Source organism: Kribbella sp. NPDC026596 (assembly GCF_040638415.1).
In the GTDB taxonomy this organism is placed as follows: domain Bacteria; phylum Actinomycetota; class Actinomycetes; order Propionibacteriales; family Kribbellaceae; genus Kribbella.
The window spans coordinates 1-23511 of the sequence record NZ_JBEZYF010000101.1; the positions used below are offsets into that span (position 1 = coordinate 1).

At 67.3% G+C, this 23511-nt stretch carries 26 protein-coding genes and 1 pseudogene; 10 read left to right on the forward strand and 17 right to left on the reverse strand.

Annotated features, from left to right (window positions below):
• Positions 1-958: 958 nt before the first annotated feature.
• From AB0E63_RS43345 to AB0E63_RS43360, 4 genes are all read right to left on the reverse strand, one after another.
• Positions 959-1246: a hypothetical protein gene (locus tag AB0E63_RS43345; RefSeq protein WP_360379805.1), complete on the reverse strand. Its 288-nt coding sequence runs from the start codon at positions 1244-1246 to the stop codon at positions 959-961.
• A 149-nt stretch (positions 1247-1395) separates the two neighbouring features.
• Entirely contained in the window at positions 1396-2799 is a 1404-nt protein-coding gene (locus AB0E63_RS43350) for an FAD-binding oxidoreductase (protein ID WP_360379808.1), read from the reverse strand.
• A gap of 141 nt (positions 2800-2940) precedes the next feature.
• Positions 2941-3078: a hypothetical protein gene (locus AB0E63_RS43355; protein WP_360379810.1), complete on the reverse strand. Its 138-nt coding sequence runs from the start codon at positions 3076-3078 to the stop codon at positions 2941-2943.
• A gap of 67 nt (positions 3079-3145) precedes the next feature.
• Positions 3146-3829, reverse strand: coding sequence for a haloacid dehalogenase type II (locus AB0E63_RS43360; RefSeq protein ID WP_360379813.1), 684 nt, complete (start codon positions 3827-3829; stop codon positions 3146-3148).
• A 51-nt stretch (positions 3830-3880) separates the two neighbouring features.
• On the opposite strand from AB0E63_RS43360, the gene AB0E63_RS43365 reads away from it, so the two are divergent.
• Positions 3881-4465, forward strand: coding sequence for a TetR/AcrR family transcriptional regulator (locus AB0E63_RS43365; RefSeq protein WP_360379815.1), 585 nt, complete (start codon positions 3881-3883; stop codon positions 4463-4465).
• Between the two features lie 42 nt (positions 4466-4507).
• Here the strand turns inward: AB0E63_RS43365 and AB0E63_RS43370 are convergent, their stop codons facing one another.
• Positions 4508-4942 carry an SRPBCC family protein gene (locus AB0E63_RS43370; protein WP_360379817.1) on the reverse strand — a complete coding sequence of 145 codons (435 nt, stop codon included), beginning with the start codon at positions 4940-4942 and terminating at the stop codon, positions 4508-4510.
• A gap of 94 nt (positions 4943-5036) precedes the next feature.
• On the opposite strand from AB0E63_RS43370, the gene AB0E63_RS43375 reads away from it, so the two are divergent.
• Positions 5037-6083, forward strand: coding sequence for an RNA polymerase subunit sigma-70 (locus AB0E63_RS43375; RefSeq protein WP_360379820.1), 1047 nt, complete (start codon positions 5037-5039; stop codon positions 6081-6083).
• Positions 6084-6122: 39 nt separating this feature from the next.
• Here the strand turns inward: AB0E63_RS43375 and AB0E63_RS43380 are convergent, their stop codons facing one another.
• A complete protein-coding gene (locus AB0E63_RS43380; protein ID WP_360379823.1) occupies positions 6123-6557 on the reverse strand; it encodes an SRPBCC domain-containing protein in 435 nt (144 codons plus the stop codon).
• A gap of 89 nt (positions 6558-6646) precedes the next feature.
• Here AB0E63_RS43380 and AB0E63_RS43385 point away from each other — a divergent pair, with 89 nt between their 5' ends.
• Together AB0E63_RS43385 and AB0E63_RS43390 are read left to right on the forward strand one after the other, a co-directional pair.
• Positions 6647-6985 carry a metalloregulator ArsR/SmtB family transcription factor gene (locus AB0E63_RS43385; protein WP_360379825.1) on the forward strand — a complete coding sequence of 113 codons (339 nt, stop codon included), beginning with the start codon at positions 6647-6649 and terminating at the stop codon, positions 6983-6985.
• The gene (locus AB0E63_RS43390; RefSeq protein ID WP_360379827.1) at positions 6969-7379 is read left to right on the forward strand and encodes an SRPBCC family protein; all 411 of its coding nucleotides are present in this window, start codon (positions 6969-6971) and stop codon (positions 7377-7379) included. Before AB0E63_RS43385 ends, AB0E63_RS43390 begins: the two co-directional genes overlap by 17 nt.
• Before the next feature lie 214 nt (positions 7380-7593).
• On the opposite strand, the gene AB0E63_RS43395 is transcribed toward AB0E63_RS43390, so the two are convergent.
• Positions 7594-8133 carry a hypothetical protein gene (locus tag AB0E63_RS43395; protein WP_360379830.1) on the reverse strand — a complete coding sequence of 180 codons (540 nt, stop codon included), beginning with the start codon at positions 8131-8133 and terminating at the stop codon, positions 7594-7596.
• Positions 8134-8224: 91 nt separating this feature from the next.
• Here AB0E63_RS43395 and AB0E63_RS43400 point away from each other — a divergent pair, with 91 nt between their 5' ends.
• Complete coding sequence (locus tag AB0E63_RS43400) at positions 8225-8809, forward strand: hypothetical protein (RefSeq protein WP_360379833.1); 585 nt, start codon at positions 8225-8227, stop codon at positions 8807-8809.
• A gap of 68 nt (positions 8810-8877) precedes the next feature.
• Here the strand turns inward: AB0E63_RS43400 and AB0E63_RS43405 are convergent, their stop codons facing one another.
• From AB0E63_RS43405 to AB0E63_RS43430, 6 genes are all read right to left on the reverse strand, one after another.
• On the reverse strand, positions 8878-9189 hold the full coding sequence (locus tag AB0E63_RS43405) for a SelB C-terminal domain-containing protein (protein WP_360379836.1): 312 nt from the start codon (positions 9187-9189) through the stop codon (positions 8878-8880).
• Between the two features lie 238 nt (positions 9190-9427).
• Complete coding sequence (locus tag AB0E63_RS43410) at positions 9428-10987, reverse strand: hypothetical protein (protein ID WP_360379838.1); 1560 nt, start codon at positions 10985-10987, stop codon at positions 9428-9430.
• Positions 10988-11034: 47 nt separating this feature from the next.
• Positions 11035-11976, reverse strand: a complete 942-nt coding sequence (locus AB0E63_RS43415) for an ABC transporter ATP-binding protein (RefSeq protein WP_360379841.1) — start codon at positions 11974-11976, stop codon at positions 11035-11037.
• Complete coding sequence (locus AB0E63_RS43420; protein ID WP_360379843.1) at positions 11973-12605, reverse strand: helix-turn-helix domain-containing protein; 633 nt, start codon at positions 12603-12605, stop codon at positions 11973-11975. The genes AB0E63_RS43415 and AB0E63_RS43420 overlap by 4 nt, the downstream gene beginning before the upstream one ends.
• A gap of 395 nt (positions 12606-13000) precedes the next feature.
• On the reverse strand, positions 13001-13420 hold the full coding sequence (locus AB0E63_RS43425) for a hypothetical protein (protein WP_360379845.1): 420 nt from the start codon (positions 13418-13420) through the stop codon (positions 13001-13003).
• A 159-nt stretch (positions 13421-13579) separates the two neighbouring features.
• A complete protein-coding gene (locus tag AB0E63_RS43430; RefSeq protein ID WP_360379847.1) occupies positions 13580-13891 on the reverse strand; it encodes an STAS domain-containing protein in 312 nt (103 codons plus the stop codon).
• A gap of 149 nt (positions 13892-14040) precedes the next feature.
• On the opposite strand from AB0E63_RS43430, the gene AB0E63_RS43435 reads away from it, so the two are divergent.
• Genes AB0E63_RS43435 through AB0E63_RS43445 form a run of 3 tightly spaced genes read left to right on the forward strand, consistent with a single transcriptional unit; the run spans position 14041 to position 16690 of the window.
• A complete protein-coding gene (locus AB0E63_RS43435) occupies positions 14041-14736 on the forward strand; it encodes a response regulator transcription factor (protein ID WP_360379868.1) in 696 nt (231 codons plus the stop codon).
• Positions 14733-16112 (forward strand): HAMP domain-containing sensor histidine kinase, encoded by a 1380-nt coding sequence (locus AB0E63_RS43440; RefSeq protein WP_360379849.1) that lies wholly within the window; start codon positions 14733-14735, stop codon positions 16110-16112. Before AB0E63_RS43435 ends, AB0E63_RS43440 begins: the two co-directional genes overlap by 4 nt.
• Positions 16109-16690 carry a GerMN domain-containing protein gene (locus AB0E63_RS43445; RefSeq protein ID WP_360379851.1) on the forward strand — a complete coding sequence of 194 codons (582 nt, stop codon included), beginning with the start codon at positions 16109-16111 and terminating at the stop codon, positions 16688-16690. Before AB0E63_RS43440 ends, AB0E63_RS43445 begins: the two co-directional genes overlap by 4 nt.
• A 9-nt stretch (positions 16691-16699) precedes the next feature.
• Here the strand turns inward: AB0E63_RS43445 and AB0E63_RS43450 are convergent, their stop codons facing one another.
• Together AB0E63_RS43450 and AB0E63_RS43455 are read right to left on the reverse strand one after the other, a co-directional pair.
• Entirely contained in the window at positions 16700-17206 is a 507-nt protein-coding gene (locus AB0E63_RS43450) for a MarR family transcriptional regulator (protein ID WP_360379854.1), read from the reverse strand.
• Positions 17207-17393: 187 nt separating this feature from the next.
• Entirely contained in the window at positions 17394-17807 is a 414-nt protein-coding gene (locus AB0E63_RS43455; protein WP_360379856.1) for a MerR family transcriptional regulator, read from the reverse strand.
• Positions 17808-18054: 247 nt separating this feature from the next.
• On the opposite strand from AB0E63_RS43455, the gene AB0E63_RS43460 reads away from it, so the two are divergent.
• Positions 18055-19761, forward strand: a complete 1707-nt coding sequence (locus AB0E63_RS43460; RefSeq protein WP_360379859.1) for a SulP family inorganic anion transporter — start codon at positions 18055-18057, stop codon at positions 19759-19761.
• A 31-nt stretch (positions 19762-19792) separates the two neighbouring features.
• On the opposite strand, the pseudogene AB0E63_RS43465 reads toward AB0E63_RS43460, so the two are convergent.
• A pseudogene (locus AB0E63_RS43465) lies at positions 19793-21478 on the reverse strand (chloride channel protein); the annotation flags it as partial.
• A 167-nt stretch (positions 21479-21645) separates the two neighbouring features.
• On the opposite strand from AB0E63_RS43465, the gene AB0E63_RS43470 reads away from it, so the two are divergent.
• The gene (locus AB0E63_RS43470; RefSeq protein WP_360379862.1) at positions 21646-21981 is read left to right on the forward strand and encodes a hypothetical protein; all 336 of its coding nucleotides are present in this window, start codon (positions 21646-21648) and stop codon (positions 21979-21981) included.
• A 132-nt stretch (positions 21982-22113) separates the two neighbouring features.
• Here the strand turns inward: AB0E63_RS43470 and AB0E63_RS43475 are convergent, their stop codons facing one another.
• Entirely contained in the window at positions 22114-22761 is a 648-nt protein-coding gene (locus AB0E63_RS43475; protein ID WP_360379865.1) for a hypothetical protein, read from the reverse strand.
• Between the last annotated feature and the right edge of the window lie 750 nt (positions 22762-23511).

Consider the following 23511-nt stretch of genomic DNA (forward strand, 5'->3'; position numbering starts at 1 on the left):
CACCTGCAACTCCGCACCAACCGCCGCCCGCTCGTTCGGATTCTCCAACGGCGGCAACTGCACCGAATTAGCAACAGCTCCAGTAGACATACCTCTTCAGTGTCACGCTCACCGCCCGACCTTTCCTCATCACCTGGACCAATCGCATCCTCGCCGAGGCGAGAACCCTCCTCGAATACCCCGCGATCCATCTGATGAAGGCGACTGCTCGGACCGTTCGTGACGACCGCGTGCTGTCGTACACACGGGGACTGTCGCTCGGCATCATGGGTAGCACGACGGTTGCTCAGTGCGAACCCGAGGGTCGGTCGGATGCTTGGTCGGGTGCCGACCCCTTGGGTTCATGGTGAACTGTCGGAATCGTACTGCGCGGCTGTGAACTGCAGGGTCGACAGCGCCGGGGCTTCCGCTGTGTGGATGGTGATCCGACGCTCGTCAGTGTCACGGCCGGGCTTGGCAGGGGTGGGGCGATCCGTCCGGGGCCGGACCGCGGTCAGCTGTGGGTGCAGGGGCGCGCAGGACGGCCGCACGCTTATGCTGGTCGGGCTCGTCAGGCTGGACGGTACCAGGACGGGGCCCGCCTCCCCTCCGGCTACGACGCGACCGCCCTACTCCCGCAAGTGGTCGCCCACAACGTGACCTACGTCCCCGGCGCTCCCTTCTTCGCGGACGGCCTGAACCGCCTAGCCAAGGCACTCTGCTGAGCCCAGCCTCCGCCAGGCACGACCCGTCCCCGATCGCAGAGGTCGACAAACTCCATGATGGGGACGCCGGCCTGTCCGACTGTCACCCAGGCCTGGTCATGCCCAACCGGCGGACTTCTTGCCGAAACGATCGGCCATGGCGCGTGCACGCGAGCAGGTACCGGAGTCATCCAGCTCGAGCGTCAATCCTGTTCCGATCCTCCTCACCCCTCGACACCCGCGGCCGGCCAGCCAACACCACTCCACTGGACTGGCTACTCGTACGCCGGGGCGAACACGGCGTGCGTCTCCCAGATTTCGATCTTCGGCTCGCCCGGGATCCCGAGCTCCTGCACCGCGGGCATCAATCGATCCTCGGTGAACCGCTGGAAGTCCTCCGCGGTGTCCCATACGTCGGTGATGTGCACCCCCGACTCGTCGATGGCCGCGACGTGGAAGATTCCACCCTTCGCCTTGTCTTGTTCCCAGTTCACCGTCTGGCGGAGCGCGTCGTACTGATCTTTCGTGGCGCCGGGCCAGTCCATTCTCATCATGATCGTCATGACATCCCCTCCCACCGATCACCATCGCATCACATCGATTCGATTGACATAGACAGGGCGGCGACGCAGTCCACTACTCAAGCCGCCCAGAGTCAGTCGTTCACGCGCCGTTGCCTCGGGCGCACGGCATAGGGTCCAGCCGGTCTCGGCTATGTGCTCACGGCGGGTTGGATGTTGGCGTTGAGGTGGAAGACGTTGTTCGGGTCATAGGTCGCCTTGACTTGCTGCAGGCGGGTGTACTTGTCGCCGTAGGTGTTGCGGATACGTTCGGGGTCGGGGTCGGTCATGAAGTTGACGTAGCTGCCGACGCCGACCGCGTGCGGCACAAGGGCCGACCAGTAGTTGCGGACCCATTCGCGCTCGGCGGGAAGGTCGTCCGGCGAGGGCGTCGTGGCCGAGATGTTGACGACATACCCGATGCCGCGCCCGCCGCCGAAGGCCGACGAGTCCGGGTCGGTGGCACCGTATCGGCCGCCCAGGACGAAGATCGGCACGAAGGACAGCGGAGACATCTTCTTGCCCTGATGCTCCAAGATGACCTCGATCGCACCGTCGGTCAGCTCGTCGAGGTACACAGCCTTCTCGTACGAATGCATGCCCCACGGTGCGGACTCGTCGAACATCTGCTGAAGCCCGGCGTACGGGATGGGTGTCACCATCTGCACCATCGGCTCGAGTGCCTGCGAGATCGGTGCGATCAGCCGCGCGTGGCTCGCCTCGTCGCCGAGCCCGACGACCAGCAGCCCGTACGCCGGCTGGAAGTGGAGCTCCGCAGGCACGAACGGCGCCGACGGGGCGCTGAGCCCGGCGAGGAGCACCCCGCAGTCAGCGGGGAGGTCCCGCACGTAGTCGCGCGCGAATCGGAACAGGTCACCACCCTGATCAGGGCTGAACAAGAACAGGGCGAACTGCACCATCGGGCCGACCGCGTGCAGGGCGAACTCGAACTCGGTCACTACGCCGAAGTTGCCGCCGCCACCGCGGATCGCCCAGAACAAGTCCGGATTCACCTCCGCGTCCGCCGTCAGCACCCGGCCGTCGGCGGTCACCACCCGCGCGGCGACCAGGTTGTCGCACGACAGCCCGGCCGCGCGCACCAGCCAGCCGATGCCGCCGCCCAGGGTCAGACCGGCGACACCGGTCGTGCTGACGAACCCGCCCGTCACGGCCAGGCCGTGACCCTGGGTAGCAGCGTCGAGCTCGCCCCACGTCGTACCGCCACCGCATTTCGCTGTGCGGGCATCAGCGTCGACGGTCACCGTCTTCATCGGCGTCAGGTCGATCATCAGGCCGCCGTCGGTGAGCGCGAACCCGGCGTAGTTGTGGCCGCCGCCGCGGACCGAGACCTCGAGTGACTCGCGTTGCGCGAACACCAGCGCCGCGACAACATCGCCGTCACTCGCGCAGCGGACCACGATCGACGGTCGCCGGTCCACGGAGGCATTCCAGATCCGCACCGCCTCGTCGTACCCCTCATCGCCCGGAACACAGACCGCGGCGGTAGCACTCAACCCGGCCCGAAGCGATCCCAGGTCCTGCCCAATGACCGACATGATGAACCTTCCCCCCGTCGCCTCAGGAAGTGTGCGACACCCCGAAGCCTCCTCCGCAAACCGCGACGCCACAAGACCACCGATCCGCAACCCGGCGAACACCCGCAGTACACGGATCACCACCGGCCTATTGCCGACGTCCTATCCCAGGTGAGCGTCATCGTCGGCACCGGCGGCTGGTTCCCGTTCGCCGTACCCGCGCTGTTGGGCGATCAACAGCGACGTCACCGTCACGCCGTTCCAACTCGCTCTGGTCATCCCGGTCGTAGCCCTCGCCATCACCCTCACTCTGCGCTCCTGGCAGCGCCTCCAGCTCGACCGATAGAGCGCCACGCCAGGCCTCGACTCAGTCCGCGGCGCCGAGCGTGTCAGCCAACGACTCGAGGTCGGGGACGGTCAAGTCCGGCGGCAGGAAGCTCTGCGGGTACGGCGTTCGCCGGCGATCAAGGTAGTAGCCCTGCATCCCGGCCCGGCGGGCTCCGTCGATGTCCCACGGATGCACCGCCACCAACGCCATCCGGTCCGGCTCGACCCCGCAGACCTCGGCGGCATACCGGTACGGAGCCGCATGTGGCTTCCATCGACCGGGCTTCTCCACATCCAGGCGATGCTCGAGCATGGGCAGGACGCCTGCCTCCGCGAACATCCGCTCCGACATCGCCGCCTTGCCGTTGGTCAAGGTGACAAGCCGGATACCCGATTCGTGCAACCTGGCCAGCCCTGGTGCGACGTCGGGATGCACATGCAGTTCAGTGAAACCGGACAGAACCCTGTCAACCGACTCGTCGGAGGCATCGAGCTCTTCAGCGACCAGTAGGACTCTGAGCAGGTCGGCGCCGATAGCACGGAACGACCCGTAAGAATCAACCGCGGTGAGCGCGAACCCGTCCCGCAGGACAGCGGCGAACCACGCGTCCAGAGCGTGTCCGGGCAGTCCGACCGCCTCGAACCTCGCCCGCAACGGCTCCATATCGGACAGGGTCTCGTTGACATCCAGCACCAGCACCTCGGGCCGCCGGCTTGCAGTCATCTCCACACACCCCTTATCTTGGATCAGTCGTTCCAAGATAAGGGGTATGGCGTGCCGGATGTCAAACACTTCGACCGCGCGGACGTACTGTCCACAGTGGAACGTCTGTTCTGGCGCCAGGGCGTCGCCGCCACTGGGATCCACGACATCGTGACCGCCACCGGACTCAGTCGATCCAGCCTCTACAACGCCTTCGGCAACAAAGAGGACCTGTACCTCGCTGCACTGCAGAGGTATCTCGACCAACGCTCGGAGCCGATGTTCAACCGGCTCGCCGCCGACAGCCGCGGCCTCCCCGCGATCTCCGCATTCTTCGACCGGCTCCTCCGGCTGCGCTGCACCGGCGAGCACGCCCGCTGGGGATGCCTGATCTCGAACGCGCACACCGAGCAGCCCGACGAGGCCGCCAGGCGCCTGCTCGACCGCCACCACGACGGACTCCGGGCCGCCTTCACCACGGCACTGGAAGTTGCCTCCAGCAAGAAACAGCTCCGGGCCGACCTCGACCCGACCGGCGCAGCGGAGTTCCTCACCGTCCTCGCCTACGGCGTCAACCTCCGCTCCCGCTCAGGCGCCCGTCGCGCCGACCTACAGACAGCCGTCCAAACGGCCCTCCGCTCACTGATCCCCGCCTGAGCCCGGCCGTTGTCCACGAGACGCCGTCTGACGACGTGCGCGTCAGACCGCGTCCCAAGGTAGCTTGTCCTCGATGTAGCGGCGCAACGATTCCAAGGATCGCTGGAACGCCTCCTGGATCATCACGGTGAGCTGATCGGCGGCGGTGGGATCGAGTGGCTCAAAAGTGGTCCGCAGCGTGACGGTGGCTGTATCCGCGGCCGGACCTGCGGCTACAGTGAACAGTCCGCCGGAGTGCTTCACGGGCAGCGGCACCCGGACATGCTCGAACCGGAAGGTCCGTCGCTCGGGCGAGATGTCGCTGATCCGCTCCTGGATCTCCTGTCCGTCGGCCAGCCGGCAAACCCGCAGAGTGCCGTCCATCCGGGCGGAGACTACCCCAGGTAGCCAGTGCCGGGTGGCGGGCAGATCGGCCAGAACTGTCCAGACGTCGTCTGTGTTCGCCGAGATATCGATGGTGTTGGTGATAGTCGCCATTGCCGCAGTCCTCTCCTCAGTGAGACCGGTTCACCTGTTGTGACGGCGACTCGGCAGCGAATTCATCGCGCAAGGACGACGTAGCCTGAAGAACGTGACCCGTGTGCAGGCCGTACCCGCCGAGCCGGCCGTGCTGGTGGCGGCGGCGGGTGGTGATGCAGAGGCGTTCGAGGTGCTGACCGCACCACATCGGCGCGAACTGCTGGTGCACTGCTATCGGATGCTGGGCTCGCTGGACGATGCCGAGGACGCCGTCCAGGAGGTCCTGCTGAAGGCGGGGCGCCGGCTGGCCGGGTTCGAGGGTCGCTCGTCGCTGCGGGCGTGGTTGTACCGGATCGCCACCAACACCTGCCTGGACGCTCTCGATCAGCGCTCACGGCGGGTGCTGCCGACCGCCGTCACCGGCCCGGCCGACCCGTACCTGCTCCCTGCCGCCGACGACCTCGAGACACCGTGGCTCCAGCCGTACCCCGACATGCTTCTCGAGGTGGCCGATCCGGACCCGGCCGCGGATCCCGCCGACGCGGTGGTACGCCGGGAGCACATCGAGCTGGCCTTCATCGCTGCCATCCAGTACCTGACGCCGAAGCAGCGGGCCGCTCTGTTGCTGCGCGAGGTCCTGGGCTGGTCGGCCACGGACACAGCCGTGCTTCTCGGCGTTTCCGCTGCCTCTGTCAACAGTGCTCTGCAACGAGCCCGAGGCACTCTGGCCACTCGACTGCCCCCGGTCGGTGATCGGACGCCGCCAGCTGACCAGACCGAACTGGCCGGCAAATATCTGCGGGCGTGGCATGCCGCAGACCTGCCCGCGCTGGTGGCCCTCTTGCGCGCCGACGCGCGCATGGCGATGCCACCAGCCCCGTCCTGGTACCACGGCCGCGACAGCATCGCGATCTACCTGCGCCGATTGTTCGACAGCCCGTGGGGTCATGACCTGCGTCTGCTGCCCACGGCGGCGAACCGGCAACCCGCGCTGGCTGTCTACGCCCCCGCGCAGCGCAAGGTTGCCGGGTACGAACCGTTCGCCATCAAGGTGCTCACCGTCGACGACGGACTGATCACCGCGATTACCGGCTTCGTCGACCCTGCCCTGTTCCCCCGTTTCGGCCTCCCGCCTCAGCTCCCCGTCACCAATTGCTGACTGTCGTACCAACTACTGGGGCCGGGCGCCGTACACGGGTCACCCTTTGGGGAAGAGCGGCGCCGCGATCCCGGTCTCCGCGTAACCCTTCAGGGTGTCCATCAACCGTCCCCAGGTGAGCGCCGAACTGGCGAACGGACCCTCGTCGGTGGCCCACCCGTCATGACTGAAGTGCACCAGGGTGGACCCACCGCCGGGCTGCGGGGTCAACGTCCACAACACCCGCGTCCCGACCCAGTGCGGCGGGAACTCCCCCACCGACGTCCAGCTCAACCGGTCCGGTGCGGCCTCGTCGACACGGAGCTCGAATGGCATCGGTGCGATCGGGAAGCCGAGCGTCATCGTCGTACCGGCGCCGCCCGGAAAGCCGACGTCCGCCGTCCACCAACCAGCGATGCCGGCCTCAGTGTCGAGTGCCTCGACGATGCGATCCGCCGGGGCATCGACCTCCAGCTCGAAAACGATCCGCGCCATGACGGGTCCCTCCGCTCTTGGCCCACCACCCCAGCACGCAATCCATTGCGTCAGTTGCCACTTACGTTAGCAGACTCTAACATGATGGCGTGGACAGTCAACTCCGAGCGCTCGCCGAACCACACCGGCGCCAGATTCTCGAGCTCGTCCGCGACCAGGAGCTGGCAGCCGGCGAGATCGCGACCCATTTCGAGGTAACCCGTCCGGCGATATCCCAGCACCTGACCGTGCTGAAGGAAGCCGGGCTGGTGGTCGAGAGGCGCGACGGCGTACGCCGCATGTATCGCGCCGAGCCGAGCGGGCTGGCCGGACTGAAGCAGTTCGTCGACAGGTTCTGGGCGACGAGCCTGGGCAGGCTCGCAGAGCAAGCGGAGAGCGAGGCGGCCGGGCTCGCCGGAGCGGAGGCCGCCAATGACCGTCACCGCTGACCGGGTCGAGCACGAGATGCACATCGCCGCGCCGCCCGAGATCGTGTTCGCCTTCTTCACCGACCCGGCCAAACACGTGCAGTGGCTGGGCCGGGAGGCCGACCTTGACCCGCGACCAGGTGGCATCTACCGCTGCGTGGTGAACGACAACGCCACCGTGCTCGGCACGTACGTCATCGTGGACCCACCGCACCACCTCGTCTTCACCTGGGGCTTCGACGGAGATCAGGCGTTACCTCCGGGCACCAGCACCGTCAGCATCGAGCTGCACCCGGACGCAGGCGGCACCAACCTCAGACTCGTCCACACCGGCCTTCCGCACCCGATGCTCACACCGCACGATCACGGATGGCGCGGCTACCTCGCCCAACTCAGGAGCGCCACAGCGCCCTGACTACACTGGCGCCGGCGGATGCAAGGTCCCTCAGGTCCGGGCCTCGAGAATCGACCGGAGGTTGTCCAGGTCTTTGCGATTGGCCCGGCGCATCGCGGCCGTCATCGCCTTCGCACCCACCTTTGCGAACCGGTCGCCCGATCGTTGCCTCGGTCAACACATCCACCGGCCCGGGGCAACCTCTGGACGCACGCGCACCTACGATCACCGGCCGTCAGGCCGGGGCTGCCTTGCCGGCCGCGGTGACCACGAGCCACAGTCCCCCGAAGCCCGCGACGTTATGACACTTCACCTCGTTCTTGCTCTCGTGGGCGTAGAAGTACAACGGGTGCCCGCCGTACGTGACCTGATTGGTGCCGTCCGTTCGCCGCGTCGTACCCAGCAAGGCCTGCTTCACCTCACCGAGCGCCTTCGGTGCCGCCTTCGTCAGCACCGGCGGCCAAGCCTCGGCACAGGCGCCGTAGCATGCCGAAGTCGCTGACTTCTCCTTATCGAACAGGTAGATCGCCTGGCCCGCGCTGTCGAACAGCATCACCCCGAAATCGCTCCGGTCAGTCTTGATGCCGGTACCGATGACTGTCGGCGAGGTGGACTGGCTGCTGGGGGACGCCGAGCCCGCGCTCGGCGACGGCCGAGGCGCCGACGGCACCGTCACCGATGGCGTCGCTGCCGCTGGCGGAGACCCCGCACCCGAGTCCGCGCCACAACCGGACAGCACAAGACCACAGGCGATGAGTACGACGATCGTGCGCATCAGACCAACTCCGACCTGGCGTTCACAATTCTGACGGTAGTGCCGCAGGGACCTCCGTGCGGGTTCCGTCATCGGTTCGTAAGCTGGACCGATGAGACCCAGTAGAACCGGGCTACAGCGAACGACCGCGATCTGCGCGGTCGCGGCCGGTGGGCTGGCGGCTGCGTACCTGGGCCTGATCACCGGAGCGGTGCCGGTCGATCTCGGGATCGGGCGGCGCACTCGGCCACTCGGCCCGCTGAGGATCCGCATCGCGGCCCCACGCGAGACGGTGTTCGACGCGATCGCCGCGCCGTACGGTGAACGCACGACCAGGGCCCTGCGGGAGAAGGTGCGGGTGCTGGAACGCGGCACGGACATGGTGCTGGCCGCGCACTACACGCCGATCCGGGGCAGCCTACGCGCCACCACTGTGGAGACCGTGCGGTTCTCACGCCCCGAGCGGGTCGACTTCCGGCTCATCCGTGGTCCAGTTCCGTACGTCGTCGAGTCGTTCCAGCTCGACGCCGACGGCGACAGCACGCTGCTCAGCTACACCGGCCAGCTCGGCACCGACCTGTGGCGCCTCGGGCAGCGCTGGGGCGATCTGGTTGCCGCCACGTGGGAATCCACGGTGCGGGCGTCGTTCGACGCGGTCAAGGCCGAGGCCGAACGACGCAACCGCCGCCAGACCTGACTGCAACCTCGATCACTGACGCGACCAGTTCCCTGGTTGCTGCAAGCAACTATTCTGGCGCTGAGCGGTCACGGGGCGGCGAAGCTGTGGCGTCGGGCCCGAGCCGACCGCGGGGGTGAACCTGGTTGGTCGTCGACCCGGCGGTGGAGATCGTCGACGCGGCGGGTGAGGTTGGAGCGGTCGAGGAATTCGAGCAGAGGTACCGCCACGCGACGGCTGGTGGCCAGCGCCCGTCGCGCATCGCTGACAGTGAATGGCTGCTTCAGCTCGGCGAGACGCCGTACAGCGAGGTCGGGGCTGTCTGGTGCGAGGTAGACCCCTTCGCCGATCCGCAGCAGCGATCCGGTCCGGACCGCGGCAGCCAGCTTCGCCGGGGTCAAGCCGAGTGCAATGAGCCGGCGGTCTCAACCGCGACATCGTGCTCGAGAACGACGCTGTCGTCAGGTCGGTCAACGCGAACCTCGATCACTACCGTGCCGCCGCGGTGCGCTCACCTCGGCCGACCACGCCTGGTTCGGCGGCTTGTCACCCGCCGCGTTCCACTCGACGATGCTCCCGCAGCCTTCTCGGCAGAACCTGACGACGTCAAAGACGTCATCACCTCGAGTACCGACGGCGTCAGGCCCGCGGGACGTCCCGGCGATCGAACGCGATGAAGCCGACAAGTACGAGCGCGGCAGCGACGGCGGCCAGAGCGAACAGGTTGCCGGTATCGGCCGTGCCCAGCGGAGGGTTGCCGACGTGCGTTGTGGGAGCAAGGTCGAGCACCCATTGCGCTAACTTCAGCCCGGGGCCCAGGAAGGCGATGAAGGTCGCTACCGCGTATCCCACCCACGCGAACCCGAAGCCGCGCGGCCAGGACCCGAACAGTGCCAGCGCGATACCGGCGAGCACGAGCTCGGCCGGCAGATAGTCCATTCCCGACTTCAGGACCGCGCCGAAGGCACCGCTGCTACCCGTCGACCACGTCGTGGACACCGCGAGAACCAGCGACGAAACGACGACGATGAGCACCAACCCGGCCGCGACGACCAGGGCGTGCGCGGCGAGCCAGCGCGTCCTGGAAACGGTGCCCGCGAGTCGGGTCTCCAGACGCCCGTCGGCCTCCTCGGCCCGGAGCGTACCGATCGCCTGTACGACGTACCCGCCGGCTACGACGGCCAGGTAGAGCTGCGTCACGGCGACGAAGCCGTCCAGCGGCCGGCCGCCGCCGATCCCCATCGACTCGGCCAGCGCGGGATTACCTGCCATGGCGTCGAGCAGCTGCTGGGCCAGCGAGCCCATCATCGCGGTGAGTAGGACCCCACCGGCCATCCAGCCCAGGATCGCCGGACGGTGAATCCATACCGCAAGACCGGCCGGGCGGCGCTGGAGCCAGCTCGCTCGCGCTGAGCCCGCGTCCCTTCGCCACCAGGCACTACCGATGTCGCGTCGTGCTGCCAGCCACACGGCGGACCCGCCGAGCGCGGCACCGACGACCGCAGGAACGAGGAGCACCCACCAGCGCTGGTCCCCGAACGGTGCTGCCTTCTCTGCCCAACCCAACGGAGACAGCCAGGTCAACCAGGTACCGGTGGTGTCACCGACACCCCGGAGCACGTATCCGGCGGCCAGCATGATCAGGCTCCATTGGTACACCCCACGGGCATGCAGCACGCCTTGCGCAACCAGGGCCGCGAAGCCGGCGAACACGAAGGCCAGTCCGCCGAGCGCGGCACCGTACAGAATCGCCCCGGACGCCGGGACGCCGGCGAGCACCAGCGCGCCCGCGAACAGCAGCGACGTCGTGAGGATCGCCGCGGTCGCGACTGCGAGGGCGGCCAGCACCGGCTGGTGCCGCCCAACCCGGCCGCCGAGAACCATCTCGAGCCGACCGGACTCCTCCTCACTCCGGGTCGAGCCGGCGATCAGCCCGATGCCCAGCAACGGCAGCAGGAACGACGCCAGGAAACCGAACTCGTCCTGGATCACCCCACCCAGGCTGTCGATGCCCTCGACGTGCCCGTTGATCGCGGCGAGGGCACTGCCGGAGGTGACCGCTTGCGCGTAGCTGTGGATCTTGGCCGGGGTGTCGTACAGGCCGGCGATGCTTGCGGCCGTTCCGCCCATCGTTGCTGTGAGGGCGATCACCCACACGATGATGCTGCGGTGACGGATGCGCCAGACGATTCCGGCCATGACGCGCAGGTCATTCCGCCCCGGCTCCGCAGTACCACCTACGACGCTCATCGCGCTGCCCCGGCCAGGGTTTCGTCGGCTTCCTGCGCGTCGAGCACCTCGCCGTAGTTACGCAGGAACAGCGCGTCGAGGCTCGGTGGGGTGACGGTGAGCGTGTGGATCCGCGCGGCATGCAGCCTGCCGATCGTCGCGTCGAGATGCTCCGGATCGATCGTGAACCGGATGTCGACCTGCCCGTCCAGCCGTTCGGAGACGTAGTCGGCGACCCCCTCGGCGCGGGCCAGCCCGGTCGGCTCCTGCACAGTTGCCGCGTGCACCGTCGTACGAGTATGACGACGCAGGTCAGCGAGGCTGCCGGTGGTGACCGTCCGGCCACGGCGAATGATGCTGACCCGGTCGGCCAGTGCTTCGACCTCGCCGAGGATGTGACTGGACAGCAACACGGTGACGCCGGCCTCTCTCCGTTCGCGCAGGCACTGCTGGAAAGCCTGCTCCATCAACGGATCGAGCCCGGAGGTCGGTTCGTCGAGGATGAGCAGGTCCGCCGCCGCGGACAGCGCGGCCACCAGGGCGACCTTCTGCCGGTTGCCTTTGGAGTAGTCCCGGATTCGCTTCGTCGGATCGAGTTCGAAACGCTCGATGAGCTGTTCGCGGCGCTTCGTGTCGACACCGCCATGCGTCGTACCGATCACGTCCAGGCACTGCCCGCCCGTCAGGCCGGGCCACAGCGCGACATCCCCGGCGACGTAGGCCAGCAGGCCGTGCAGCGTGGCCGCGTCCCGCCAAGGATCGGCGCCGAAGAGTTCGGCGCGACCTCCGGTGGCGCGCATGAGTCCCAGCAGGATACGGATGGTCGTCGACTTGCCCGCCCCGTTGGGGCCGAGGAAGCCATGAACCTCACCTTGGCCGACAGTCAGGTCCAGGCCGTCGAGGGCGCGGACGGTCCCGAACGTCTTGGTGAGTCCCTCGACACGGATGATGTCACTCACGATTGCTCCTCCTGGGACGCGAACGCCCCATGCTGGTAGACGGCGGTGACCTCCTTGGCCCAGCGGGCCATGCCCTCCGGCGTGAGTGGGTCGACCCCGATCGCGGCGGCGACGTGGTTCCGCAGCAGGAGCAGCGCGAGGTCGTTGACCAGCAGGAACGCAGCGCGGACCGCCGGATCCTCGCCTGGTCGGGTGGCGCCGCGCTCGGTCAAACTGTCGAGCAGTTCGCGAGTCTGCGTGAACCAGCGCCCGAACAGCGCGGCGCCCGCGGGGTCGTTGGTGAGCAGCAGGCGACGCAGGTACGCCGGTAGCGGCGAGCCAGGCGGAAACGCACGCGCGAACATCTCGGCGATCGACATCCAGCTGTCGCCGGTGAGCGCCTCGACCACTTCCTGCTCGTCCATCGCGAAGAGCGAGTCGAAAGCCTGCCGGGCATATCCGTCCACCGCGGCCCGCAAACCGTCCTTGCTGCCGAAGTGATGCACCACAAGTGCAGGTGAAACGCCCGCCGCCGCAGCGATCTCCCGCATCGTCACGGCATCGTGCCCACGCTCGGCAAACAGTCGGAGCGCGGCGTTGCGGATGTTCGCCTTGCCCGTGAGATCACCCTCATCAACAACTGAACTCATGTTCAGTATGCTAAACACGGAAACAGCGCGAGTCAAGCGGCCGGATCGCTGGGACGAGCATCGATGTGCGTTCGCGGCCGTCTGACATCTGATTGGGGAGGCTCGAAACGGGCGGAGCGCCCGTCCTCTGGATCTGATGGCGCTTGTCGGCGATCACTGATCAGCCAGTGGATACTTGCGCCGAGCAACCGTCCCCTCGCGGCGCAATTGAAGTCGTCAACCCCGCACGGTGCATACCGAGCCGGGAGCCGGGGACCTCCGAGACGTTCTTGCCGTAAGAGACCTGAACCCCACGACATGGCACGCGAGATCCACCCGGGCGATGTTGGCGAGGCCATCAATGCCACCGGGAGATGACCAAATGGTGACGCGCCCTGGTCGTCGCGCCGCAGCCACTACGGGTTGGTGGCCGCGTCTCCGGAATGGCCGGACCGGAGGTCGAGGCCGGCTGCGATGTCGAGGGCGATGATGGCGCGATCGAGTGCCTCGAGAGTCGGTTGCTCGATGGTCGGCGGCCCGTACAGGCAGACTGCCTGGCGTCCGTCGGTTCCGGCGATCTCGATGTTGCCGTCCTCGTCTCGCAGGAGGGTCCATCCCATGTCCGCGAGGCGATCGATGGTCCGCAGCCAGTCCGCGGCGTGCAGGGAGAGCGGACCAGGATCGCTCGAGTCGCTCAGGCGCTCCGACCAGGCAGCACCTACGAGCGGGTCCATGAGCGGCTCGACGTCGCTGTCCGGATGCGGCAGCACCAAGTATCCGGTTCCGGTCTGTGGATCTAGGTAAGCGGTGTGGGCGGCAAGTTCGATCACGGTCACGTCGACATAATCGACGGGGTGTTCGTCGTCGGGCGGCATTACTTCTCGGACCTTTCGGCGATGGGCGGAACGGCGGTCAGTCGGTCGAGGCCGGCCAACGGGTCTCACATCGATCACGGGCTGGCAGGCACTGTCTGCAATTGAGGCTGCGGTCAGGGCTCACACAGCTTCTACCTCGAAGACGCGATCGAGGCCTGTACGGTGAAGGAGTTCTGTCATCTTGCGGCTCGCGTGACGAATCACCACGCCGCCGCCGCGGCGCCGGCAAACGCGGTGTGTATCGAGTAGCGCGGCGAGCAGCGTCGATGAGATCTGGTCGACGTCGGACACGTCGACCACAACCAGGCACGCTCCTTCCATGACCAGAGCACGCAGGCGCCAGTGAAGCTGGGTCAACCCGCCACCCGTATCCGTGTTCGACAGTGTCACGATCGCCTTCTGCAGCGGCGGGCTGTGGGTGGTGTCGGTCATCGCCGGCCCCTCCTGTGACTGATCCGATGGTGGTACCAGTCTGGGCGGGGCAGATTGAGATCGTCGGGGCCCGAACTTGACGATCTGATGACTTGCGGCGCCCCGGCCGCCACGACCGGCGAACGGGTTGCGAAGATGAGACGGTGCCGATGCAGGTCCTGATCGTGGAGGACGACGACCGGATTCGTGCGGTGCTGCGCCTGGCCCTCGAGGACGAGGGCTACCAGGTCAGCGAAGCCGCGGACACTCCGGCCGCGCTCGAACAGGTCAAGTCGTCGATGCCGGATCTGATGCTGGTCGACCTGATGCTGGGCGAGGTCGACGGTTACACCTGTATCCGGGAGGTGCGGCGGGTCAGCGACATCCCGATCGTGATCGTCAGTGCCCGTTCCGACACCCATGACGTGGTCGCGGGACTCGAGGCCGGCGCAGACGACTATGTGACGAAGCCCTTTCAGGTCAAGGAGATCACGGCCAGGCTGCGGGCCCTGCGCCGTCGGCTGCGCAGCGGCACGACAGCGACCGAGCCGGACATCGTCCTGGACTCCGACCCGGCGCGTGCGCTGGTGCTGTCCACGTCGCGCGGAGCGGTCATGTTGAACGGCAAGGACGTGCCGTTGACCGTGACGGAGTACCGGTTGCTCGCGGAGCTGGCTCAGCCGGCCGGTCGGGTACTCAGTCGTCCCGCTCTGCTCGAGAAGGTGTGGGAGCACGGCTACTACGGTGACGAACGCATCGTCGACGTCCATATCCGGCGCCTGCGCACCAAGATCGAGCGCGATCCCGGGCGGCCGCAGGTCGTCGTCACAGTTCGAGGGATGGGCTACCGGCTGGATCCGCAGTGAAAGCCGGACGTCGTACGCTCGGGCTGCGGCATCGCCTCGTCCTCGCCTTTGCGCTGGTCGCGCTGCTGGTTTCGGCAGTTCTCGCGATCAGCACGTACCTGCTGTCCCGCGGATATCTGCTCGCCCAGCGAGAGCGAGTTGTCCAGCATCAGAGCTTCGCGGATGCGGTCTTCGTGCAGCGCAGGCTGGAGAGCGCGGGCGCCGACGTGTCGGCGGTGCTGACCGCGGCCGGAACGCCCGCGGGGCACACGATCATCCTCAAGTGGCGCGGCCAGTGGTACGCATCGGCACTCGACCAGGGACGCGGCGCCGTACCGACCGCGATTCAGCACCAGATCTCCTCCGGGGCCGCGGCGACCCTGCGTTTTCGGTCGGCTGACGGGCCGGCGCTGGTCGTGGGCGTCCCGGTGAAGTCCGTGGGTGCGGAGTTCTACGAGATCGCCCCTTTGACCGAGCTCGACGGGACTCTCCGGCTGCTGAGCGGCATCCTGATCGGCGGCGCGCTGCTGGCCACCGCAGCCGGTGCGGCGCTGGGGGCATGGGCCAGCCGGTCGGTGATCACGCCCTTGAACCGGGTCGCCGTCACCGCCGCCTCGATCGCCGGCGGCGAACTCGACAGCCGCCTCGCAGCGACCGACGACCCCGAGCTCGCCACCATCGTCGGGTCGTTCAACAGCATGGTCGACACGCTGCAGCAACGCATCACCCGCGACGCCCGTCTGGCAGCCGATGTCAGCCATGAGTTGCGCTCGCCCCTGACCACCCTCGTCGGCAGTGTGGACCTGCTCAACGCGCGCCGGGACGAGCTACCCGAACGCTCGCAACGAGCACTCGACCTAGTCACGGCAGATCTCCAGCGGTTCCGCCGACTCCTCGACGATCTCCTCGAACTCGCCCGCTCGGATGCTGGGCTGGATCGCCGGCCAGGTGCGGTGATCGATCTCGGCGACCTGTTACGCCAAGTTCTGAGCGAGGTCGGCCAGCCGCCGTCGATGCTGACCGGAACCGCGGATGTCCTGGTGAAGGCGGACAAGTTCCGACTCTGCCGGCTGTTCCGGAACCTCTTCGACAACGCGAATACGCACGGAGGCGGGTTGACAGGCGTCGAGATGACCAGACTGCAAGAAGATGTTCTGGTGCTGATCGACGACGACGGCGCAGGCATTCGCCCCGAGGACCGGGAGCGAGTCTTCGAACGCTTCGCGACCAGCGCGACGAAGCGGGGCTCCTCGTCCGGAACAGGGCTGGGTCTCGCATTGGTTGCCGAAACCGCGGCAGCACACGGCGGCTCCGTCTGGTGCTCGACGTCCCCCCGCGGCGGCGCACGCTTCGTCGTACGGCTTCCGGAATCCAATGACCAGGCGGAGACGCCATGAGACCCGGCGTCATTCTGACCTCGCTGTTCCTCGTTCTCGCCGGATGCGGCGTGCCGATCCAGAGCGAGCCCGTTCCGATCGCGTCCGGAGCAGTCCCGACCCGATTGCAGGGCTCCCCCGGCGCACCAACGGTCGCACCATCGGCAACCCCGGGCCGGCCAGCGGTTCAGGTCAACTTCGTCCGTGACGACAAGCTGGTGACTCTGGTTCGAGACACACCCGCCAGTACGCCCGCGGAGCGATTGACCGCGGTCGTCGACGCGCTGCTCGCTGGGCCGACAGAGAACGAGCAGGCGATCGGGATCACCACAGCGCTGCCACCAGGGATCGGTCTGAGCGTGGTCGATGTCCAAGGCAACCGCGTGGATCTCCAACTGTCAGGCGAGACCGATGGGCGGTCAGCGACCGAAAACGTGCTAGCTGTCGGCCAGATCGTGCTGTCCGTGACGGCGCTGCCTACAGTCGATCAGGTCAGCTTCTCGCGCGACGGTGCGCCGGTCGAAGCCTTGCTCGCCGATGGCGCGCTGACCGCTGAGCCGCTCACCGCGTCTGACTACGAGGCGCTACGCACGCGCTGATCGGGTCAGTCACCAGCCCAGACGGCTGGCCGCCTCGGCGACGACCGCCGGTTCGTCGGCCGCGCCGGCGAACGCGACCAGGGCCCGTACGAGCTCGCGCCGCCGGCCGACCGGCATGCCACGCACGATCCGCTCGATCTCCACGCGCCGCTTGCGGGTGACCTTGCGGACCAGACTCCGCCCGTCACTGGTCAGATCGATGACGACCTCGCGACGATCCTGTGCATTCTCGCGGCGGTCGACGAGGCCCCCAGCGATCAGCCGGTCGACCATCCGAAGCGCCGTCGACGCCGTCACGTCGAGACGCTCGGCCAACAGGTTGAGTCGGCTCGGGCCATGGCCGTCGAGAACGACGAGCGTCCGGAACTGGGTCAACGTGACCGACTCCTCGACCTGGGCAAGCGACCTCGCCGAGACACCGACCAGGACTCTGGAAGCAGTCAGCACCGCGGCCACGACCTCGTCAACCGTGTCGTCCGTTGGATCACTTGCCAGCCGGTCACGCGATCCAGCCAAGGACCCCACCTCCGCAATGTTGGTCGAACCGATCCTTGCAGAGGCTAATAGATTCCGATCAGCCGGTCCGGAACTCGACCCGCACCAAGGGCACCGGAGCGGCGACGTCGTTGCGAATCGGGCCGCTGCCGACAAAGGTCCGGCGGATCCAGTGTCCGGCAGAAGCCTTGGCGGGGCGCGAGCAGAATCACCGCGGGTCTGCGCCGTGAGTGTGAATGTGTACGTCGAGCTGTTGTTGTAAGTGATCGGCGAAGTTGACTGCCACGTCGAGTTGTTCGCGCAGGGCGGTGATGCGCTGGCCGGCGGCTTCGCGGTACATCGTCAGCCGATCCAGGAGCGCCGCCCTGCTCTCGCCTGGGTGTTCGGCGGCGAGGTGGTCGAGCAGGTTCAGCAGGTCGGCCATCTCTTCGAGCGTAAAGCCGAGCGGTTTCATCTTCCGGATCAGCAGTAGCCGCTGCACGTCGGATTCGGCGTAGAGACGGAACCCGCCCTTGCTGCGGGCCGAAGGCGGCACGAGGCCGACTTCCTCGTAGTGGCGGATGGTGCGCAGGCTCAGCTTGGTCCGCTCGGCGACCTCACCGATCTGCATGTGCTCGCCCATCTGACTCCTGCCGCCTCCCGATCGCCCATTTCGACGGGCCCCACTGCTGCGCCGTGATCGGGAAGGATAGCGGACCCTCCATGAACTCTACTCTCACGTTCGGGTAGAGTTGGACTCGTGAGGCGTTCTGGTGCTCCTCACCTGCCTCGTCCTTCCTGACCTGATTCCCGTGCTGCCGCCCCCGGCGCAACGACGCGCCGCACAGGCCCGCCACGGGTGTTCGGCCTGTCCCCTTTCTGGAGACCGCATGACCTCGCTGACGCCTGAGTCAGCCACGCCCAAACCCGTCCAGATCCCCGCGCCCGAGGCCGAGATCACCTCCGTCCGCGCCACACTCCGCTCACCACGCCGGCTGCGCGTCGAAGTCCTGGCCGGCCTGGTGGTCGCCCTCGCGCTGATCCCGGAGGCGATCAGCTTCTCGATCATCGCCGGCGTCGACCCGCGCGTCGGCCTGTTCGCCTCGTTCACCATGGCGGTCTCGATCGCATTCCTCGGCGGACGCCCCGCGATGATCTCCGCGGCGACCGGAGCCGTCGCGCTGGTGATCGCGCCGGTGATGCGCGACCACGGCTTCGAGTACTTCATCGCGACCGTCATCCTGGCCGGAATCCTCCAGGTGATCCTCGGCGTACTCGGCGTCGCACGCCTGATGCGGTTCATCCCGCGCTCGGTCATGGTCGGCTTCGTCAACGCACTCGCGGTCCTCATCTTCCTCGCACAACTGCCGCACCTGACCCACGTCCCCTGGCTCGTCTACCCACTCGTCGCGGCCGGCATCGCGGTGATGGTGTTCCTGCCAAAGCTGACCAAGGCCGTGCCCGCGCCGCTCGTCGCGATCCTGGCCGTCACGATCCTCGTGGCGCTGACCTCCGTCACGGTGCCGACCGTCGGCGACGAAGGCCAACTGCCCGACAGCCTGCCCTCACTGTTCTGGCCCGACGTACCGCTCAACCTCGAGACACTGCGCATCATCGCGCCGTACGCCGTGGCAATGGCCCTGGTCGGCCTACTCGAATCGCTGATGACCGCCAAACTCGTCGACGACATCACCGACACCCATTCGGTCAAAACCCGCGAGTCCTGGGGCCAGGGCGCTGCCAACATCATCACCGGCTTCTTCGGCGGGATGGGCGGCTGCGCCATGATCGGCCAGACCATGATCAACGTGAAGGCCTCCGGCGCCCGGACCCGGATCTCCACGTTCCTGGCCGGGACGTTTCTGCTGATCCTCGTGGTCGGTCTAGGCGACCTGGTCGGCGACATTCCCATGGCCGCACTGGTCGCGGTGATGGTCATGGTCTCCGTAGGCACCTTCGACTGGCACAGCCTGCGCACCCTGCCGAAGATGCCGCGCAGCGAGTCGATCGTCATGCTCGCCACCGTCGTGGTGGTGGTCATCACCCACAACCTCGCGATCGGCGTCATCGTCGGCGTCATCGTGGCCATGGTCGCCTTCGCGCGTCGCGTCGCCCACTTCACCACGGTCAACGACATCGCGCACCCCGACGACGACACGAAGGTGTACGCCGTCACCGGCGAGCTGTTCTTCGCCTCCAGCAACGATCTCGTCTACCAGTTCGACTACCGCGGCGACCCCGCGAACGTCGTCATCGACATGACCGACTCTCACATCTGGGACGCCTCCACCGTCGCGACCCTGGACGCGATCACCACCAAATACGCCCGGTACGGCAAGACCGTCCAGATCGTCGGCCTGAACGAATCCAGCGCCGAACGCCACGAACGGCTCGCCGGGAAACTCGGCGCCAGCCAACTGAGCCCGCGAGCAGGCCGGTTGCCGGGCCGGCCTGCTCAGTCGAGCCTTCCGCGCCGCGGTACAACGGAATCGGTGATCGCGCCGGCAGACGGGAATCCGCCGCCTCATCATCCGGCCTCCTGCTGGACAGCGCAGCCGCGTGCGACGGCATGGCCCGGAGGGCGGCGCGGTAGCTGATCCAGCCAGCCAGTCGATCAGCTTCCAGCACCGGGACGGCGGCGCATCCGCTGCGGTCGAGAGCTTCGATCGCCTGGTCGAGATGGTCGCCGGTCCGGACGAGGACCGGGAGCTCGAGCACCAGCGTGGCCGGCTCTGCGTCGTGCCGGCCGTCAGCAAGCGCCTCGGCGACCACGCGCGCCGTCACGATGCCGACGTACTCGCCGTCCTCGGCAACCACCGGAAGTACGCCGGAGGCCGATCGAGCCAGGGCCGTCGCGACCTCCCGCAACGGAATATCGCCGCGGACGGACTCCGGCACCGGAGTCATCACGTCGGCGACGACGGTGTGGGCCGCTACGATGGTTTCCGGGCGGCCGAGGTCGACGCCACGTCGGCGCAGCTTCAGGGTATAGATCGTGTCGCCCGACAGCAGATGACTCAAGCCGGTGGCTAGCACGATCGCGGTCATCAGCGGCAGGATGATCGAATACTCACCGGTCAGCTCGAACAGGATGACCACCCCTGTGATCGGAGCTCGGGCGGCACCGGCGAAGACCGCCCCCATCCCGATCAGCCCGTACGCGCCGGCCGGTCCCGCGACGCCCGGAAGCGCCGCGTGCGCCAACTGACCGAACGCCGAGCCGAGCATCGCGCCGATGAACAGGCTCGGCGCGAAGACTCCGCCCGAGCCACCGATCCCGATCGTCAAGCTGGTGGCCGCCATCTTCGCGACCGCGAGCAGCAGCAGGAACCCGATCCCGTACACGCCGACGATCGCGTGGCCCAGCACGGGGTATCCGACGCCGTACATCTGCGGCACGGCGATCAGCAACAGGGCAAGCAACACACCACCCACGGCTGGGCGGAGCCACTCGGGACCGCGCCACAGGGCATCGCAGACGTCCTCGATCAGGTACAGCACGCGGGTGAAGAGAACTCCCACCGCGCCCGCGATCAGGCCGAGCAGAGCGAACAGCGCGTACTGACCGACGTGATCCACCGAGAACCGCGGCAACGACAGGAACGGTACGTCGCCGAGCGCCGCCCGGCCGATCGCCGCAGAAGTGACCGCCGCGATCACGACCATGCCGAACGCCTGAGCGGTGAAGTCTGCAAGGATCAACTCCATCGCGAAGAACACCCCGGCCAGCGGCGCGTTGAAGGTCGCCGCGATTCCGCCGGCCGCGCCGCAGGCGACCAGGATCCGCATCCGGGGTTCCGGAGCGCGGACGACCCGCCCGACGGTGGAGCCGAGGGCTGAGCCGATCTGCACGATCGGTCCTTCCCGCCCCACCGATCCTCCACCGCCGATGCACAGGGCCGAGGCCAGTGCCTTCACCGCGGCCACCTGCGGCGGAATCCGGGCTCCTCGCCGGCTCACGGCGTACATCACCTCCGGCACACCGTGTCCACGTGCCTCACGGGCGAAGAAGTGCACGAGCGGGCCGTAAAGGAGACCGGCCAGCACCGGTACGCCGAGCAGAAACCATCGTCCGAGCATCGGCAACCCCGGATGCGACGCACCAGGCGTTGCCGCGTAGTCGACATGGCCTGTCGCGAGCCGCGTGAACGAGGTGATCAGCCAGCGGAAGACGATCGCGAAGCCCGCCGAGCCCGCTCCGACGACCAGCGCAAGCGCCAGCAGTCCGCTGTCCGATGCCCGGAGCACTTGGCGCGGCCCGGTTCGGTACCAGGCGCCCCGCACGGGGACAGCTTGAGTCATCATGGATTGCATTATGCAATATTTGGCTCCACCAACTTACGGCTGTCTCATCGCCGAAGTTGACGGTGGGACTGCGCGGACTTTGAGATCAGATGACATTCGCGTACACAGCTGACGCACAAACGCCGGACCGACTAGACAGGCCCGGTGTGTGGCTCGACATGGAAAGGTTGCCGTCCTTGATTCGGCAGACACTCGCCCGCGCCGTCGCGCATGTGCGCCGGTGGATGGGAACCGGTCGCGCCAGTCGGGGAGGTCCGACCTCGCCCGCAGCCCGTGCGGCGTCGACCGAACTGGACAACTGGTCCGACGCCGAGCTCTACGCGGTCTGGTGTGCAACCGGGACCGAACTACTGCGGGCGATGCACGCCGGACAGTTCGCGACGGCAGCCGAAGCGCGGCAGTACCTCCTGGCCGAAATCGAACGGCGCCATCCGCGGGAAACCGCCGCCTGGCTCAGCTCAGGTTCCGTCCTCTCGGGTGAACCACCACGATTCCTCGATCCAGGCGCGTAGCGGACGGGGGCCGAGGTGTGGTGCCGGGCAGGGCCTGGCCGCTACGGGGGGAACGGCCAGACCGTGCAGCCAAGACCGTAACGTCGATCGCCGTCCGACCTCAACCACACTGTAAGAAGCGTCATCCAACCGTCAACGTCGCTCAGGCGGGAGTTTCCTGATCCGTGACGGGCCGCCTTCGGTGGTCAGGCATCCATCATGCCGCAGGTCGGCCGCAGCGCAAAGGGCGGTCACAGCTTGCTGAAGGCCTTCCAAAACGAGAGGCGCGGACAGTACACGCTCGGCACGGAGACAGACTGCAAGACGTCCGTCGCGGGTCCGGCCACCCGGCTGGATGACACCGTTCTCGTCGTCGAGGGGTCGCCAGCCGTGCCGCTCGAGCTCCTCGAGAGCGTGGACGCGGTCGGCCGTTTGCAACGACAGCCCGGCAGTGCGGCCGTAGCCGTCGCGACGATCCGGCCAGGCGGCCTCGACGAACCAGTCGTCCGGGGCGACAAGATCGGTGTCCGGCGGTGGCGCCACGAACAACCCGGTGCCGGTCACCGTATCCAGATAGGCCACATGAGCCGCGAACTCCACGACAGTGACCGTCACGTAATTCGGTTGAGGTCCGATCGCGCCGGAGCCGACCTGCACGGCGACGTCGTGGCGGCGCGCGAAGCTCCACGATCTTCGAGGAGCCGACGAGTCAATCGGCAGTTCAAGGTTCAGACGGTAGTACCGGGTGAGCGCGGACAGCGGAAGTCTGCACGTTGCCAGACTGTGCCCCTTGTCTGCCATCGACATCCTTCCAGTGATCGGTACTCAATCCCTGCCACCCTGCCGACCGCACATTGAGAATGTGCGGACACACTCTTTACGGTCTGATGACGCCCACCTCACCACGCCGTCCTGATTGCTCTGTGCAATATTTGCGCCTACCAATTCCCATCTCGACGGACAGGACGGCGTGCGCGCAGAACAAGCCGCCGTACGTCGACAGCGACGGCTCGATCCCGTTCATCGATCTCGGAGGCAAGTACGTCGAGTCCGGAGCGACGTACAGCCCGGACCTGCTGGCCGGTAAGACACAGACCGAGACCAGATGCTGCGCCGGGATTGAGCGTTCATTGAGAATGTGCGACGTCCGGGGTCGGCACCAGACTCGCGGCCTACAGTCAGGTCAGGTGGCAGCCGGGGGCATTCCGGCGAGCGGTCGTGGCTCCGGCCGGGACAAGGCACCCCACACCGGCCGGAGCCGTCCGCACTTTGAGAGTTCTTGACGTTCGGCTTGAGATCCGGCGGAACGGTGGAACCTGATCTGCGCGTTTCCTAGTCTTCCTCAACAGGTTCGGCGGATTCGTTGGCGCGAAAGCCGGGCCGGGTGGATGCCGCGGCGATCGTTGAGGGGCGGCCGCCGCCGGCATCCCACCCACACAACGCCGAGCTCAGCCTCGCTCGTCGGACAGCGAGCTAAGTGGTCCGCACCGTAAGTTCGTCGGGGGTTACTTGGGCTGCCAGGCTGTGGGGTCGTTCAGGTAGAGGCCGCAG

What these genes read in the sequence shown, in the direction of transcription:
- AB0E63_RS43380 (WP_360379823.1), bottom strand. Translation starts at nt 6,557, where the DNA reads ATGGCGCGGATCGTTTTCGAGCTGGAGGTCGATGCCCCGGCGGATCGC.
- AB0E63_RS43475 (WP_360379865.1), bottom strand. Translation starts at nt 22,761, where the DNA reads ATGGCAGACAAGGGGCACAGTCTGGCAACGTGCAGACTTCCGCTGTCC.
- AB0E63_RS43360 (WP_360379813.1), bottom strand. Translation starts at nt 3,829, where the DNA reads ATGACTGCAAGCCGGCGGCCCGAGGTGCTGGTGCTGGATGTCAACGAG.
- AB0E63_RS43455 (WP_360379856.1), bottom strand. Translation starts at nt 17,807, where the DNA reads ATGGGCGAGCACATGCAGATCGGTGAGGTCGCCGAGCGGACCAAGCTG.
- AB0E63_RS43410 (WP_360379838.1), bottom strand. Translation starts at nt 10,987, where the DNA reads ATGGCCGGAATCGTCTGGCGCATCCGTCACCGCAGCATCATCGTGTGG.
- AB0E63_RS43370 (WP_360379817.1), bottom strand. Translation starts at nt 4,942, where the DNA reads ATGGCGACTATCACCAACACCATCGATATCTCGGCGAACACAGACGAC.
- AB0E63_RS43420 (WP_360379843.1), bottom strand. Translation starts at nt 12,605, where the DNA reads ATGAGTTCAGTTGTTGATGAGGGTGATCTCACGGGCAAGGCGAACATC.
- AB0E63_RS43390 (WP_360379827.1), top strand. Translation starts at nt 6,969, where the DNA reads ATGACCGTCACCGCTGACCGGGTCGAGCACGAGATGCACATCGCCGCG.
- AB0E63_RS43400 (WP_360379833.1), top strand. Translation starts at nt 8,225, where the DNA reads ATGAGACCCAGTAGAACCGGGCTACAGCGAACGACCGCGATCTGCGCG.
- AB0E63_RS43350 (WP_360379808.1), bottom strand. Translation starts at nt 2,799, where the DNA reads ATGTCGGTCATTGGGCAGGACCTGGGATCGCTTCGGGCCGGGTTGAGT.
- AB0E63_RS43460 (WP_360379859.1), top strand. Translation starts at nt 18,055, where the DNA reads ATGACCTCGCTGACGCCTGAGTCAGCCACGCCCAAACCCGTCCAGATC.
- AB0E63_RS43435 (WP_360379868.1), top strand. Translation starts at nt 14,041, where the DNA reads ATGCAGGTCCTGATCGTGGAGGACGACGACCGGATTCGTGCGGTGCTG.
- AB0E63_RS43445 (WP_360379851.1), top strand. Translation starts at nt 16,109, where the DNA reads ATGAGACCCGGCGTCATTCTGACCTCGCTGTTCCTCGTTCTCGCCGGA.
- AB0E63_RS43345 (WP_360379805.1), bottom strand. Translation starts at nt 1,246, where the DNA reads ATGACGATCATGATGAGAATGGACTGGCCCGGCGCCACGAAAGATCAG.
- AB0E63_RS43395 (WP_360379830.1), bottom strand. Translation starts at nt 8,133, where the DNA reads ATGCGCACGATCGTCGTACTCATCGCCTGTGGTCTTGTGCTGTCCGGT.
- AB0E63_RS43355 (WP_360379810.1), bottom strand. Translation starts at nt 3,078, where the DNA reads ATGGCGAGGGCTACGACCGGGATGACCAGAGCGAGTTGGAACGGCGTG.
- AB0E63_RS43430 (WP_360379847.1), bottom strand. Translation starts at nt 13,891, where the DNA reads ATGACCGACACCACCCACAGCCCGCCGCTGCAGAAGGCGATCGTGACA.